Origin of the sequence: Pseudonocardia cypriaca, from assembly GCF_006717045.1 — a bacterium.
Classification (GTDB): domain Bacteria; phylum Actinomycetota; class Actinomycetes; order Mycobacteriales; family Pseudonocardiaceae; genus Pseudonocardia; species Pseudonocardia cypriaca.
On record NZ_VFPH01000001.1, the window covers coordinates 2,439,968 to 2,453,479 of the forward strand.

Annotated in this window: 14 protein-coding genes; 5 read left to right on the plus strand and 9 right to left on the minus strand. The window is 71.7% G+C overall.

The window, feature by feature from the left end:
* The first annotated feature begins 50 nt into the window (after positions 1–50).
* From FB388_RS11685 to FB388_RS11700, 4 genes are all read left to right on the plus strand, one after another.
* The gene (locus FB388_RS11685) at positions 51–719 is read left to right on the plus strand and encodes a CoA transferase subunit A (RefSeq protein WP_142100251.1); all 669 of its coding nucleotides are present in this window, start codon (positions 51–53) and stop codon (positions 717–719) included.
* Positions 716–1,381 (plus strand): 3-oxoacid CoA-transferase subunit B, encoded by a 666-nt coding sequence (locus FB388_RS11690; RefSeq protein ID WP_142100252.1) that lies wholly within the window; start codon positions 716–718, stop codon positions 1,379–1,381. The genes FB388_RS11685 and FB388_RS11690 overlap by 4 nt, the downstream gene beginning before the upstream one ends.
* Positions 1,382–1,451: 70 nt before the next feature.
* Positions 1,452–3,242: an ABC transporter ATP-binding protein gene (locus FB388_RS11695; protein ID WP_142100254.1), complete on the plus strand. Its 1,791-nt coding sequence runs from the start codon at positions 1,452–1,454 to the stop codon at positions 3,240–3,242.
* Between the two features lie 83 nt (positions 3,243–3,325).
* Positions 3,326–4,135, plus strand: a complete 810-nt coding sequence (locus FB388_RS11700; protein WP_211361860.1) for an SDR family NAD(P)-dependent oxidoreductase — start codon at positions 3,326–3,328, stop codon at positions 4,133–4,135.
* A 4-nt stretch (positions 4,136–4,139) separates the two neighbouring features.
* On the opposite strand, the gene FB388_RS11705 is transcribed toward FB388_RS11700, so the two are convergent.
* The 4 genes from FB388_RS11705 to FB388_RS11720 form a co-directional block, all read right to left on the minus strand.
* Positions 4,140–4,799, minus strand: coding sequence for a methionine ABC transporter permease (locus FB388_RS11705; protein WP_142100258.1), 660 nt, complete (start codon positions 4,797–4,799; stop codon positions 4,140–4,142).
* Positions 4,796–5,809: a methionine ABC transporter ATP-binding protein gene (locus tag FB388_RS11710; protein ID WP_246121841.1), complete on the minus strand. Its 1,014-nt coding sequence runs from the start codon at positions 5,807–5,809 to the stop codon at positions 4,796–4,798. Before FB388_RS11710 ends, FB388_RS11705 begins: the two co-directional genes overlap by 4 nt.
* A 30-nt stretch (positions 5,810–5,839) precedes the next feature.
* Positions 5,840–6,736, minus strand: a complete 897-nt coding sequence (locus FB388_RS11715) for a MetQ/NlpA family ABC transporter substrate-binding protein (protein WP_142100262.1) — start codon at positions 6,734–6,736, stop codon at positions 5,840–5,842.
* 254 nt (positions 6,737–6,990) lie between these two features.
* Positions 6,991–8,481, minus strand: a complete 1,491-nt coding sequence (locus FB388_RS11720; protein ID WP_246121842.1) for an MFS transporter — start codon at positions 8,479–8,481, stop codon at positions 6,991–6,993.
* Between the two features lie 75 nt (positions 8,482–8,556).
* On the opposite strand from FB388_RS11720, the gene FB388_RS11725 reads away from it, so the two are divergent.
* Positions 8,557–9,459 carry a LysR family transcriptional regulator gene (locus FB388_RS11725; protein ID WP_142100264.1) on the plus strand — a complete coding sequence of 301 codons (903 nt, stop codon included), beginning with the start codon at positions 8,557–8,559 and terminating at the stop codon, positions 9,457–9,459.
* Between the two features lie 7 nt (positions 9,460–9,466).
* On the opposite strand, the gene FB388_RS11730 is transcribed toward FB388_RS11725, so the two are convergent.
* The 5 genes from FB388_RS11730 to FB388_RS11750 form a co-directional block, all read right to left on the minus strand.
* On the minus strand, positions 9,467–10,183 hold the full coding sequence (locus FB388_RS11730; protein ID WP_142100267.1) for a hypothetical protein: 717 nt from the start codon (positions 10,181–10,183) through the stop codon (positions 9,467–9,469).
* A gap of 126 nt (positions 10,184–10,309) precedes the next feature.
* Positions 10,310–11,278: an ABC transporter substrate-binding protein gene (locus FB388_RS11735; RefSeq protein WP_246121843.1), complete on the minus strand. Its 969-nt coding sequence runs from the start codon at positions 11,276–11,278 to the stop codon at positions 10,310–10,312.
* A 16-nt stretch (positions 11,279–11,294) separates the two neighbouring features.
* Positions 11,295–12,050 (minus strand): amino acid ABC transporter ATP-binding protein, encoded by a 756-nt coding sequence (locus tag FB388_RS11740; protein ID WP_142102937.1) that lies wholly within the window; start codon positions 12,048–12,050, stop codon positions 11,295–11,297.
* Positions 12,051–12,058: 8 nt separating this feature from the next.
* Entirely contained in the window at positions 12,059–12,991 is a 933-nt protein-coding gene (locus FB388_RS11745) for an amino acid ABC transporter permease (RefSeq protein ID WP_246121844.1), read from the minus strand.
* Positions 12,988–13,473: a GNAT family N-acetyltransferase gene (locus FB388_RS11750; RefSeq protein ID WP_142100270.1), complete on the minus strand. Its 486-nt coding sequence runs from the start codon at positions 13,471–13,473 to the stop codon at positions 12,988–12,990. Before FB388_RS11750 ends, FB388_RS11745 begins: the two co-directional genes overlap by 4 nt.
* Positions 13,474–13,512 lie beyond the last annotated feature (39 nt).

The following is a 13,512-nucleotide window of genomic DNA, read 5'->3' on the forward strand; positions in this document are numbered from 1 at the left end:
AGACGAACCAGATGTTGGACGTATGGGCCGGGCCGTGGTCACCTCGACACATGTCCACTCTCGTCGAGCGAGTCACCGTCGACGTCGCCGCGGCGGTCTCGCGGATCGAGGACGGCGCCACGCTCATGGTCGGCGGGTTCGGCCTGGTCGGCGCGCCGCTCACGTTGATCGAGGGCCTGCTAGCGCACACGGCCGTCGGCAACCTGACGGTCATCAGCAACAACCTCGGCGAGCCGGGGCGCGGCCTCGGCCGGCTGCTCCTCGAAGGCCGGGTCCGCAAGGCGGTCGGGTCCTACTTCACCAGCAACCCCGACGTCGTCGCGGCGTACCAGGCCGGGCGGCTGGAGATCGACCTCATGCCGCAGGGCACCCTCGCCGAGGCGATCCGTGCCGGCGGCGCCGGGATCGGCGGCTTCTACAGCCGCACCGGGTGGGGCACCGCGCTGGGCGAGGGCCGTGAGGAGCGGACGATCCGCGGCGAGCCGCACATCTACCAGGAGAGCCTGCGGGCCGACGTCGCGCTCGTGCGGGCGCGCGCGGCCGACGAGCTGGGCAACCTCGTGTACTCCAAGACCGCCCGCAACTTCAACCCGGACATGGCCACCGCCGCCGACCTCGTCATCGCCGAGGTCGACGAGGTGGTGCCGGTCGGCGCCCTCGACCCGGAGGCCATCGTGACCCCGCACCTGTTCGTCGACGCTGTGGTGGTGAGGCGGTGAGCGGCATCCAGCACCGGATCGCCGCCCGCGTGGTCCCGCACATCCCGCCCGGCGCGGTCGTCAACCTCGGCATCGGGATCCCCACGCTGGTGGCCGACCACCTGCCCGACGGCCACGGCGCGCACCTCCAGACCGAGAACGGCCTGCTCGGCGTCGGCCCGACCCCGGCGCCGGACCAGATCGACCCCGACCTCGTGCACGCCGGCAAGCAGCCGGTCACCGCGCAGCCGGGCGCCTCCTACTTCGCCAGCTCGGCGTCCTTCGGGATGATCCGGGGCGGCCACGTCGAGGTCGCGGTGCTCGGCGCCCTCCAGATCGACGCCACCGGCCGGATCGCGAACTGGGCCATCCCCGGCAAGCCGGTGCTCGGCGTCGGCGGTGCGATGGACCTGCTCGTCGGGGCCCGCACCGTCGTGGTGGCCACCACGCACACCGCGAAGGACGGCTCGCCCAAGATCGTGCCGGAGTGCACGTTCCCGCTCACCGCTCAGCGGCCGGTCGACGTGGTCGTCACCGAGGCGGCGACGTTCCGCACCGACTCGGCCGGCCTGGTCCTCGTCGACCTGGCCGCGGGGATCACCCTCGACTGGGTCCACGAGCACACCGCGGCCCCGTTCCGCGTCGAGCTGGAGGACGCCCTGCTGCCGCAGGCAGGTCACTGAACGCCTAATTCGGTCGCATTCCGCCATCCGCCTCGCGAGCATGAAACCCCTCGCGTGAGGGGGAAATCCAATGGCTGCGCCGCGGCGCAAAACGGCGGTGCTGCTCGCGCTGCGCTACTACGGGCGTGAGCTCGCCCGCAACCGGCTGATAGCTGCTCCCGCCCTGCTGCTGCCGGCGGTGGGGAACACCTGCCAGGCCTACGTCGGCCCGCTGATCGTCGCGGCGCTCGCAGGCCGCATCGCCGGGGGACAGGACGTCGGCCCGGACACCGTGCTGCTCCACGTGCTCGGGTTCGCCGCCGTGCTGCTGCTGGCCGAGGCGCTGTGGCGCGTCGGCGTGCACTGCCTGAACCGGACCGACGGTCGCGGGATCGAGAACCTGTACGTGATCGGCATGAACGAGCTGCTCGCGAAGGACGCGGCGTTCTTCCACGACAACTTCGCGGGGTCGCTGACGAAACGGGTGCTCAGCTTCGCCACGCGGTTCGAGGAGTTCGTCGACACGCTCGCGTTCTCCGTCATCGCCAGCCTCGTGCCGCTGGTGTTCGCGTCGGCGGTGCTCTGGCAGTACGACCCGATGCTGGTCGTCGTCCTGGTGAGCCTCATGGTGACGACCGGTGTGCTCATCGCCCCGCTCGTGCGGCGTCGCCAGGCGCTCGTCGACCAGCGGGAAGCGGCGATCGCTCGGGTGTCCGGCCACGTCGCCGACAGCTTGATGAACATGGAGACGGTGCGTGCCTTCGCCGCCGAGGAGCGCGAGGCCGCCGAGCACAAGACCCGCGTCGCCGAGCAGCGCAGGCTGTCCATCCGGTCGTGGGACTACGCCAACCTGCGCATCGACACGGTTGTCGCGCCGATGTACGTGCTCACCAACGCGCTCGGTCTGTTCGTCGCCATCGGCGTCGGCGGTGGGCAGCTCGGCGTGGAGGCCATCGTCGTGACGGTCACCTACTACTGGAGTGCCACCCGCGTGATGTTCGAGTTCAACCAGATCTACCGGCAGCTGGAGAGCTCGATGACCGAGGCCGCCCAGTTCACCGAGCTGCTGCTCACCCCGCCGACGGTGCGTGACCCGCTCTCCCCGGAGCCGCTGCGCGCCACGGCGGCCGACGTGCGGTTCGAGCACGTGACGTTCGCCCACGACGGCGCTCCGCCGCTCTTCGCGGGCCTCGACCTGACCGTCGGGAACGGGGAGAAGATCGGGCTGGTCGGGCGGTCCGGCGGCGGGAAGACCACCCTCACCAAGCTGCTGCTGCGGCTGATGGACGTCCACGGCGGGCGCATCCTGATCGGTGGCCAGGACATCTCCCGGATCAGCCAGGCCGACTTGCGCAGCCTGGTCTCCTACGTGCCGCAGGACCCGGCGATGTTCCACCGCACCCTGCGCGAGAACGTCGCGTTCGGCCGGCCAGGTGCGAGCGAGGCGGAGATCCGCCGCGCCGCGGAGGCCGCGCACGTCATGGAGTTCGTCGACGGCCTGCCCGGCGGGCTCGACACGGTGGTCGGGGAGCGCGGGATCAAGCTGTCGGGTGGCCAGCGCCAGCGCGTCGCCCTCGCGCGCGCCATCCTGCGCGACGCGCCGATCCTGCTGCTCGACGAGGCCACGAGTGCGCTGGACTCGGAGAGCGAGATCCTCGTCCAGGACGCCCTGTGGCGGCTCATGGACGGCCGCACCGCGCTCGTGGTGGCGCATCGGTTGAGCACGGTGGCCCGCATGGACCGGCTCGTCGTGCTCGACGGTGGCCGGATCGTCGAGCAGGGCAGCCACGCGGAGCTGCTCGCCGCGCACGGCACCTACGCGGCGCTGTGGGCCCACCAGTCCGGCGGCTTCCTGGACGACCTCGACGTGGCGCGGCGCTGACCCGCGGTGGCGGCGCCGTACCTCCCACGCTCAGCAAGATCGGACCTCCCCGCCGGATGAGGCGCGCCGTAGCGTCCGGCGGCATGGGACAGGGAAGGGTCTGGTTGATCACCGGCGCCTCGTCGGGCTTCGGGCGTGCACTCGCCACCGCAGCGGTCGAGGCGGGCGACGTCGTCGTCGGCGCCGCGCGCCGGACGATCGGGCTCCCGGACGGGGTCGAACCGGTCGAGCTCGACGTCGCCGACCCGGCGGCGGGCGCGGCGGTCGTCGACGGGGTGGTGGAGCGGCACGGCCGGCTCGACGTGCTGGTCAACGCCGCGGGCCGGGCGCTCATCGGGGCGGCGGAGGAGACCACCGACGCCGAGCTGCGCGACCTCATGGACGTGCACTTCTTCGGGCCCGTCGCGCTCACGCGCGCGGCGCTGCCGCACCTGCGCGCCCGGGGCAGCGGCGCGATCGTTCAGTTCAGCAGCCTCGGCGGACGGCTGTCGTTCCCCGGGGTGGGCGCCTACAGCGCCACCAAGTTCGCGCTGGAGGGCTGGTCCGAGGGGCTCGCGGCCGAGGTCGGCCCGCTCGGCATCCGGGTGCTGATCGTGGAGCCCGGCGCGTTCCGCACCGGCCTGCACGGCGCCGGCATGCGCATGAGCGAGCCGATCCCGGCCTACGACGACATCGTCGGCCCCGTGCGGAAGATGCAGCAGGACTTCGACGGCACGCAGCCCGGCGACCCCGCCAAGGCCGCGGCCGCCATCCTCGACGCCCTCGACGCCGAGGAGCCGCCGCTGCGCCTGGCGCTCGGCAACGACGCCGCCGACGCGATCACGGCCTCGATGGAGGCGAACACCGCCGAGCTGCGTGCCTGGGAGCAGGTCACCCGCGGAACCGATCTCTGAGCCCTCAGCGACGGAGGGCCTTGCGGGCCAGCCAGTTTCCGACCAGCTGCGCCAGCTGCACGATCAGCACGATGATCACGACGGTGACCAGCGTGACCGTCCAGTTGAACTGCTGGTAGCCGTAGCTGATGGCGAAGTCGCCGAGCCCGCCCCCACCGACGTAGCCGGCCATCGCGGACATGTCCACCACGCCGATGAAGATGAAGGTGTAGCCGAGGATCAGCGGCCCGAGCGCCTCGGGGATGAGCACGCTCCAGATGATCCGGAACCGGCTCGCACCCATCGCGCGTGCCGCCTCGATCACGCCCGGGTCCACCGACACGAGGTTCTGCTCGACGATCCGGCCGATCACGAACGTCGCCATGGCCGACATCGGGAACAGCACGGACTGCGTTCCGATGGTCGTGCCCATCACGAGCAGGGTGAGCGGCCCGATCGCCGTGATGAAGATGATGAACGGGATCGGGCGCACGATGTTCACCAGCACGTTGAGCAGGCCGAACAGCGGGCCGTTCTGCAGCAGCCCACCGTGCCGCGTCGCGTAGAGCGCCACCCCGAGCACCAGGCCGAGCGCCCCGGCGATGAGCATCGTCCAGAAGACCATGTAGACGGTCTGCTGGAACGACAACCACAGGACGGGGGAGAGCGTCGCCCAGTCGGTCATGAACGCACCTCCTGCGTGAGCTCCTCGACGTGGGTGTGCGCGCGCAGCTGTGCGACCAGCGCGTCGATCGCGACGTCGTCGCCCGCCAGCTCGAGCGTGATGCTGCCGAACGGCTTCTCCGCGAGCTCCCGGATCCCGCCGTAGATGATCGTGCTGCGCACGTCGTGGCTCGCGATCACCTCGGAAACCGCGGTCCGGACGGCCGGGTCCTCCCGGATGGAGACGGTGACGATCCGACCGGGGAAGTGCTCGCGCAGGCGGGCGAGGGTCTCGTCGGACGGCCGGTCGTGCAGCACGCTGTGCACGAAGCGGCGGGTGGCCGGCTCGCGCGGCTCGCTGAACACGTCGTAGACCGGGCCCTGCTCGATCACGCGGCCCTGCTCCATCACCACGACGGTGTCGCAGATCGAGCTCACCACGTCCATCTCGTGGGTGATCACGACGATCGTGGTGCCCAGCTCGCGGTTGATCCGCTTGAGCAGGGCGAGGACGTCCTTCGTGGTCTCCGGGTCGAGGGCGCTGGTGGCCTCGTCGGCGAGCAGGATCCGCGGCGAGGTGGCCAGCGCGCGGGCGATGCCCACCCGCTGCTTCTGCCCGCCGGACAGCTGCGCGGGGAACTGGCGCGCCTTCTCGGCGATCCCGACGAAGTCCAGCAGCTCGGCCACGCGGTCCCGGCGCCGCTCGCGCGGCCAGCCCGCGATCCGCAGCGGGTAGCCGACGTTGCCCGCCACGGTGCGCGAGGAGAACAGGTTGAACTGCTGGAAGATCATCCCGACCTCCCCGCGCAGCTCCCGGAGCCCGCGCTCGCCGAGCTCACCGGTCACCCGGCTGCCGACGGTCACCGTGCCCTCCGTCGGCAGCTCGAGCGCGTTGACCATGCGGACGAGCGTGCTCTTGCCCGCCCCCGACTGACCGATGATGCCGGTGATCTCCCCGTCCTCGATGCCGAGGTCGACGCCGTCGACGGCGCGCACGTCACTGCCGCGTCCACCGGGGAAGACCTTGCTCACTCCCCGGAAGGAGATCAGTGGCGCCACGGCTCAGGAACCCGCCGCGCGGATGTTGTTCTCGATCTCGTCGGTCGTGGCCTGCAGGTCGGCGGCGTCGTTCGTCTTGAAGACGCCGGTGTCGCCCAGGTCGACGCGGATGGCCGCCTCCACCTCCGGGTCGTGGTACAGCGCAGCCAGCTGGAGGTAGACCGGGTTGTCCTTGTCCTCGGCGCGGGACACGAACGCGTTGATGTAGGGCTTGGACGAGTCGCTGTTCGGGTCGTCGGCGAAGATCCGCTGCTCGGGCGTCAGCTTCGCCGCGGTGGCGTAGTTGTTGTTCACGATCGCGGCGTCCACGCTCTGGATGTTCGTGGCGGTCTGCGCGGCGTCGACGGGCACGACCTGGACCTTGCCCGACTCGATGTCGTTCGGCGTCGACAGCGAGTTGCCGCCGCCCTTCAGCGTGACCAGCCCGGCGGCCTGCAGCACCAGCAGGGCGCGCGCCTGGTTGGTCGGGTCGTTCGGGATGACGACCTGGCCGCCCTGCGGGATCTGGTCGACCGAGGTGTGCTTCGCCGAGTACAGCGGCAGCGGGTAGACCGCGGTCGCGCCGATCGGAACCAGGTCGTCGTTGTTCTTGACGTTGTAGTTCGCGAGGTACTGCAGGTGCTGGAACTCGTTGAGCTGCAGCTGTCCCTGCGACAGCGCCGGGTTGGGCTGGTTGTAGTCGGTGAAGTTGACGAAGTTGACCGTGATGCCCTTGGCGGCGGCCTTCTGCTTGTAGACGTTCCAGTAGTTCTCGCTGGCGTCGGTCACGCCGATGGAGACGACCTGGCCGGGCTCACCGCCCGAGGACGGGGCGGAGCCCGGTGCCGCGCACGCCGCCGCGAGCACGGCGAGGGGGAGCAGCAGCAGGACGGAACGGGTCAGGCGCGAGATGCGCGACATGGGGAGGTGGTCCTTTCCGGGGTGCCTTCGAGCACGTTGCTTTCTGCGCTGGGTCGCGGGCTCACGCCCCCGGCCGGCAGACGTGCAGGCTCAGCGGAGGCGAAAGCCCCGTATACAGCACGGACGACAACAGCCGCCGACGAGCGGGCGGGGCAGACCGCCACGGCACCCGATCGGGTGGGGGGAACGAGGGGAACCGAGTCCCACTCCGCCTCCGACGGGAGCGGCCGCCGGAGCGCCCATGCCCGTCACGGTCAGCCACGATACAGCACCCGTTCGGGGGAGCGGCGGGCCCGCGCACTGGCGACCGACTGCGCGGTCACGAGCGCGCCCGTGACGAGTGTGGTGAGCCCGATCGCGAAGAAACCCGTGTCGACCGCGGCGACGAACGCGTCGAGCACCGCCGACCGGGTCGCGGCGTCCGGGGCGATGGCCAGCGCCGCCGCGACCGTGTGCGGCACGGTTGTGCCGCCGGCGAGGACGGGCGGAAGGCCGGCGACGAACGCGCCGGTCAGCACCGTCCCGATCACGGCGACGCCGAGAGCGCTGCCGAGCTCCCGCGTGGTCGACTGCAACCCGCCCGACACGCCGGCCTGCTCCGGTGGGAGCGAACCGGCGATGTCGGCCGACAGCCGCGGCAGGGCGAGCGCGCACCCCGTGCCGATGACGACGAGGCCGGCGGCGTAGATCGGGTAGGGGGTCGCGCGGCCGACCGTCGACAGGCCGACCAGCCCGCCGCCGATCAACGCGAACGCCGCGGCGAGCTGTACCGCCGGTGCGAGGCGGGCCGAGATCCACGGTGCGAACCGGGCGCCTGCCAGCAGCGGCACCACCAGCGGCACGAGCCCGAGCCCGGTGGCCAGCACGCCGTACCCCTTGCCGTACTGCAGGAACGAGGCGTTGACGAAGAACAGGCCGAACATGCCGAAGAAGCACACGACCATGCCGAGGCAGGAGCTGCGCAGCAGCGGGATCCGGAACAGCCGCGGGTCGAGCAGCGGCCGCTCGGCCCGTAGCTCGGCCCGTGCCCAGGCCGCGTAGAGGCCGACGGCGAGGACGAAACCGCCGATCACGACGGGGCCGGCCCAGCCGAGCTCCGGTGCTTCGATGATGCCGAGCAGCAGCGCGAAGGTGCCGCCGGTCAGCATGAGGGTCGCGACGGGGCGCAGCGGGCGGGCGGTGCGCGGGGAGACCGGCGTCGTCGCGGCGACCGCGACGGCCAGCGCGACCGCGATCGGGACCACACCTGCGAACAGCGATCGCCAGCCACCGGCGGCCAGCAGCGCTCCGCCACCGACGTTGCCGATGATGCCGCCGACCCCGGTCGCCGCCGCCCACCACCCGATCGCGGCCGGCCTGCGCTCCGGTGGCGTCGCGTGCAGGAGACACCCGAGGGTGTTGGGCAGGACCGCAGCGGCGCCGATGCCGGCGACCACCCGCCCGGCGAGCAGCACCGGGATCGTGGGTGCGAGCGCCGAGACGAGCGCACCGAGCGCGACGGTGGCCAGCCCGGCGGTCAGCACGCCCTTGCGGCCGAACCGGTCGCCCGCCGCGCCGCCGGGGATCACCAGGCAGGCGAAGACCAGCACGTAGCCGTCGACGACCCATAGCAGGGCGGACGAGGAGGGCGCCAACGCGTCGGCCAGCAGTGGGAGCGCGAGGTTGACGGAGGCGACGAAGCCGACGACGAGCGCCGCGCAGGCGCACATCACGACGAGCGTCGCCGCGGGACGGGTGTTGGACATGGCAGGGACGCTAGGAACGCCCAACTACTGCGTCTACTGCAAAGATCGGAAGGCTGGGTTGCGTAGCATGCACATGTGCCGCCGGACCTGGACCTGAACCTGTTGAAGGTGCTCGACGCCCTCGCCACCGAGGGCAGCGTCACGGGAGCGGCGCGACGACTGCACCTCTCGGTGCCCGCCACCAGCCGCGCGCTCGCCCGGCTGCGTCGCGCCTTCGCCGACCCCGTGTTCGTCCGCGCCGGGCGGGGCCTCGCCCCGACCCCGTTCACGCTGCGGGTGGCGCCCCAGGTCCGCTCGCTCCTCGACGCCGTCGATGGCGTGCTGACCAGCGAACGCGAGCTCGACCCGGCCACGCTCGACCGCAGGTTCACGATCCGCATCAACGACGGCGTCGCGAGCACGCTCGCGTTGCACCTCGTGCGGCGGGTGAGCGCCGAGGCCCCCCGGGTCACGCTGCGGTTCGTCGGTGAGGGCGCGGAGGAGGTCGAGGCGTTGCGCGACGGCACGGTGGACATCGACGTCGGCGTGGGTGACGCGGCTGCGACCGACCTGCGAGAAGCACAGCTCTACGTCGACTCGCTCACCCTGGTCGTCGATGCGGGCTCGGAGCTCGGACGCAGCGCGGACCCGTCGCCTGCGCAGGTCTGCGCCCACCCGCACGTCGTCGCGTCGCGGCGGGGCATCTCGCGGGGCCCGCTCGACGACGCGCTCGCCGCCCACGGGCTCGCGCGGCACGTGGCGGCCGTGGTCGGCTCGTTCGCCGTCGCGGCGCTGATGGTGGCGGGCTCCGACCTCGTCGGGCTCGTCCCGCGCCGGTTGGCCGAGCAGTACGGCGCCATGCTCGGGCTGCGGGCGCTCGCGCCGCCGATCGACCTCCCGCCCGTGCCGATCAGGGCCCAGTGGCACGGCAGGCTCGACGCCGACCCCGCCCAGCGATGGCTACGTGCCCACCTGCGAGCGGCCGCGTCGCCGGGGTGACCTGCGGCTACCAGGTCCAGAAGTCGCGGAGGTCGGCCCGCCACGAGCTCGGGAAATACCGCTGGATCGTGAACGCCATGCCGATGTCCTGCGCGATGAACTGGTCGCGTTCGAGCCGCCGGACGATCGGTGTGCCGGGTGCGCCCTTGTTGTCCCACCACGACTCCCACTGCTTCACGCACGTCTTCCCGCTGTGGTACGGGTTGGAGCACGGCGCGGGCGGTGACCAGATCTGGGTGTGACCGAAGTCGATCACCTTGCCAGACGACTCCTCGGTGATCGTGCCCCACGCCTTCAGGCAGTACGACTTGGCCGGGATCGTCCACTGGACGTAGTGCTGGCGGCCGCCGTCGGACGGCAACGCACGCAGGTTCCGGCAGTTGCCGTCGCCGATCTCCTCGCGATTGACGCGGAGCCGGTAGTAGGTGCCGTTGTCCGACCAGCCGTCGAGGAGCAACCAGTCCCCGCCGCGGACGAACCGCTCCGCGTAGGAGGGCGGCCACTTGGCAGGGTCGCCCCAGCTGATCCGCGACTCGCCGCTGCCCTGCGGGTTCCACGCCCACTGGCCGGCCACCTTGCCGCCGGACCAGTACTGCCCGGCGCTGCGCGCGAGCATCCGCGAGTACTGGTCGTAGGTCGGCTGCTCCGCCGCCTGCGCGGGTGCCGCGGTACCGGCGGAACAGACGGTGACAACCGTGATCAGCGCGATCACGAGAGCGAACATGCGTGGTCCCATCGCACCCCCCGGGTGCGGCACGCTATCGGGTGACGGACTCGACGATCATGGGGCCGTCCGGTCCGCCTCGGTGCTGCTCCCGGCGCCTACCTGTCGAGATCCGCGCCCTGCCGACTACGAGGCCGGCTTGCGGGGCAGGCCCGGCGGGTTGATCTCGGAGGTGGGCACGGCCTCGCTGCCGAGGTTCCAGCGGCCCAGCACCTCGGCGTACCGGCCGTTCTGGATCACGGTGTTCAGCGCCTCGTTGAGCGCGCGGACGAGCCCGTTGTCCTTGCGGGTCATGGCGGCGATGTCGGCCGTGATGTCGCCCCCGCCCGACACCGACCCGACGATCTTGGTCGTGCCGCCGACGGCGACGTGGTAGGCGAGCGTCGGGTTCGGGCCGAGGTAGGCGTCGATCCGCCCGGAGTCCAGGGCGAGGTAGTAGTCGCCGGTGCTCTGGTAGTACCGGAAGTTCACGGGGGCGAGCCCGGCGGCGCGGTTCTGCTCGTCCCAGCCCAGCAGGATCTCCTCCTGGTTGGTGCCCGAGCTCACCGAGATCGTGAGACCGGCGACGTCCTTCGGCTCTGCGATCTGCTGGATCTGCGAGTCCTTCCGCACCTCGAACGACACGGTGTCGACGCGGTAGGTCGCGAAGTCGTACTTGTCCTTGCGCTCCTCGGTGACCGTGACGTTCGAGAAGCCGGCGTCGTACTGGCCCGACTCGACGGAGAGGAACAGGTTCTCCCACGAGGTCGGCTCCAGGCGCAGCTCCAGCCCGAGGACGTCGGCGACCAGCTGTGCGACGTCCGGTTCGACGCCGATCACCGTTGTGTCGTCGTCGGCGCGGAACGACAGCGGCGGACCCGCCGTGCCGGTCGTACCGACGACGAGCTTTCCGCGGTCGCGGACCGCCTGGGGCACGAGCGCAGCGATCGCGTCCACCTTCTCGGCGCGTACCCGGTGCTGCTCCGGACTCGTGTTCACCGTGACGCCTGCCGGCGCGGCCTGCTGGCCGGTCTGGTCCGGATCCGGACCTGCGCACGCGACGGCGGCGAACATCAACAGGACGGCGGCCAGGAGGGATCGCGGGAACCTCGGCACGGGTTTTCCTCCGGAATCAGTGACGGACGGCGCCGAGGAACGCGCGGGTGCGCTCCTCGCGGGGGGAGTCGAGGACCTGAGCGGGCGGGCCCTGCTCGACGATGCGGCCGGCGTCGAGGAACACCACGGTGTCCGCCGCCTCGCGGGCGAAGCCGATCTCGTGGGTGACGACGACCATGGTGGTGCCGGTGCGGGCGAGGTCGCGCATCACGTCGAGCACCTCACCGACGAGCTCCGGGTCGAGCGCGGAGGTCGGTTCGTCGAACAGCACGAGCTTCGGACGCAGGGCGAGCGCCCGCGCGATCGCGACCCGTTGCTGCTGGCCGCCGGACAGGCGGCGCGGGTACTCCTGCGCCTTGTCCGAGAGCCCGACGCGCTCCAGCAGCTCCCGCGCGTGAGCGGTGGCCTCGGCGCGGTCGCGGCCCTGCGCCGACAACGGAGCCTCCACCACGTTCTCCAGCACCGTGAGGTGGCCGAACAGGTTGAAGCTCTGGAAGACGAACCCGATGCGGGTGCGCCGGCGCAGGATGTGCCGCTCGGAGAGCTCGTGCAGCCGGTTGCCGGAGCGGCGGTAGCCCATGAGCTCGCCGTCGACGAGCACGAACCCCTTGTCGACCTTCTCCAGGTGGTTGATCGTGCGCAGCAGCGTGGACTTGCCCGAGCCGGACGGTCCGAGCAGCACCGTGACCTCGCCCTTCCGGACGGTGAGGTCGACGCCGTGCAGGACGTCCAGCGCGCCGAAGCTCTTGTGGACGCCGCGCAGCTCGACCATGGGCGCGCTCACGAGCCACTCCGCCGCACGGTGGCCCGCAGCCGCTGGAGCGGGGTGGGCGGCAGCGCCCGCTGCGCGCCGCGAGCGTAGTGGCGCTCGACGTAGAACTGCCCGATCGACATGACGGTGGTGAGCGCGAGGTACCAGATGGCGGCGACGAGCAGCAGCGGGATCACGCGGCCGTTGCGGGTGTAGATCACCTGCACCTGGTAGAAGAGCTCCGACAGCGCCATGATGTAGACCACCGACGTGCCCTTGACCAGGCCGATCAGCTCGTTGCCCGCCGTCGGCACGATCGTGCGCATGGCCTGCGGCAGCTGGATCCGGCCGAACTGCCGCAGCTTCGGGATGCCCAGCGCGGCGGCCGCCTCGAGCTGACCCTGGTCCACCGCGAGGAACCCCGCCCGCACCACCTCGGCGGCGTATGCGGCCTGGTGCAGCGCGAGCCCGAGCACCGCGGCCGTCAAGGGGCTGACCAGGTCCATCGTGCCGAACTCGACGAACGTCGGGCCGAACGGGATGCCGACCCCGATCGTCCGGTAGAGCAGCGCGAGGTTGTACCAGAAGAGCAGCTGCAGGATCAGCGGGACCGAGCGGAAGACCCAGATGTAGGTCCAGCTCACCGAGCGCAGGAGCGGGTTGGGCGACATCCGCATCACCGCGAGCACCGTGCCCAGCACGAAGCCGACGACGATCCCGAGCGCCGTGAGCTGCAGCGTGAGCACCACCGACCGCAGGATCGACGGCGCGAACAGGAACTGCCCGACCGTCGGCCAGTCCCACGCCGGGTTCGTGACGAGCGCGTTGATCGCCATCGCCAGCAGCACGGCGACCACGCCCGTGGCGGCCCACCGCCACGGGTGGCGCGCCGGGACGACGGTGAGCTCCTCGGCCACCGCGGGCAGGACGGGCGCCGGTGCGGCCTCCCGGGAGACGGTCACGGCTGCAACTCCTTCTCGAACGGGTGCGGGCCGATCCGCTCGGGCGGGAGATCGGGGTCGTAGAGCGGCGTGTATCCGGTGGCGAGGTAGAGGCCTTTCGCCTCGGGCTGGCGCGGTCCGGTGGTGAGGTGGATCCGCCGGTAGCCGCGCGCCGCGATCTCCCGCTCCAGCTCGGCGAGCACCCGGCGGGCGAGACCGCGCCGCCGGTGCGCCGAGTGCGTCCAGATCCGCTTCAGCTCGGCCGTGTGCTCGTCGAGGCGGCGGAACGCGCCCCCGGCCACCGGCTCGCCGTCGTCGAGGAGGAGCAGGATCCCGCCGTCGGGCGGGCCGAACTCGGCGGCGCCCCGCAACGCCTCCTGGTGCAGGTCACCCAGCGTGTGGCCGTAGCGGGCGGAGTACTCCCGGTCCAGGTCGGCGAGCAAAGGCAGGACGAGTGGATCGGTGTAGGCGACGAGCCGCACGTCGAGCGCGGGTGCGCTCATCGAGGTCCTCCGGAGGAAAGCAGGTGGGAACGACCGCGA

Bases quoted from the DNA above. Each gene is read 5' to 3' on its own strand.
- FB388_RS11685 (WP_142100251.1), top strand. From the start codon at position 51: ATGTCCACTCTCGTCGAGCGAGTCACCGTCGACGTCGCCGCGGCGGTC.
- FB388_RS11695 (WP_142100254.1), top strand. From the start codon at position 1,452: ATGGCTGCGCCGCGGCGCAAAACGGCGGTGCTGCTCGCGCTGCGCTAC.
- FB388_RS11700 (WP_211361860.1), top strand. From the start codon at position 3,326: ATGGGACAGGGAAGGGTCTGGTTGATCACCGGCGCCTCGTCGGGCTTC.
- FB388_RS11705 (WP_142100258.1), bottom strand. From the start codon at position 4,799: ATGACCGACTGGGCGACGCTCTCCCCCGTCCTGTGGTTGTCGTTCCAG.
- FB388_RS11715 (WP_142100262.1), bottom strand. From the start codon at position 6,736: ATGTCGCGCATCTCGCGCCTGACCCGTTCCGTCCTGCTGCTGCTCCCC.
- FB388_RS11720 (WP_246121842.1), bottom strand. From the start codon at position 8,481: ATGTCCAACACCCGTCCCGCGGCGACGCTCGTCGTGATGTGCGCCTGC.
- FB388_RS11730 (WP_142100267.1), bottom strand. From the start codon at position 10,183: ATGTTCGCTCTCGTGATCGCGCTGATCACGGTTGTCACCGTCTGTTCC.
- FB388_RS11740 (WP_142102937.1), bottom strand. From the start codon at position 12,050: ATGGTCGAGCTGCGCGGCGTCCACAAGAGCTTCGGCGCGCTGGACGTC.
- FB388_RS11750 (WP_142100270.1), bottom strand. From the start codon at position 13,473: ATGAGCGCACCCGCGCTCGACGTGCGGCTCGTCGCCTACACCGATCCA.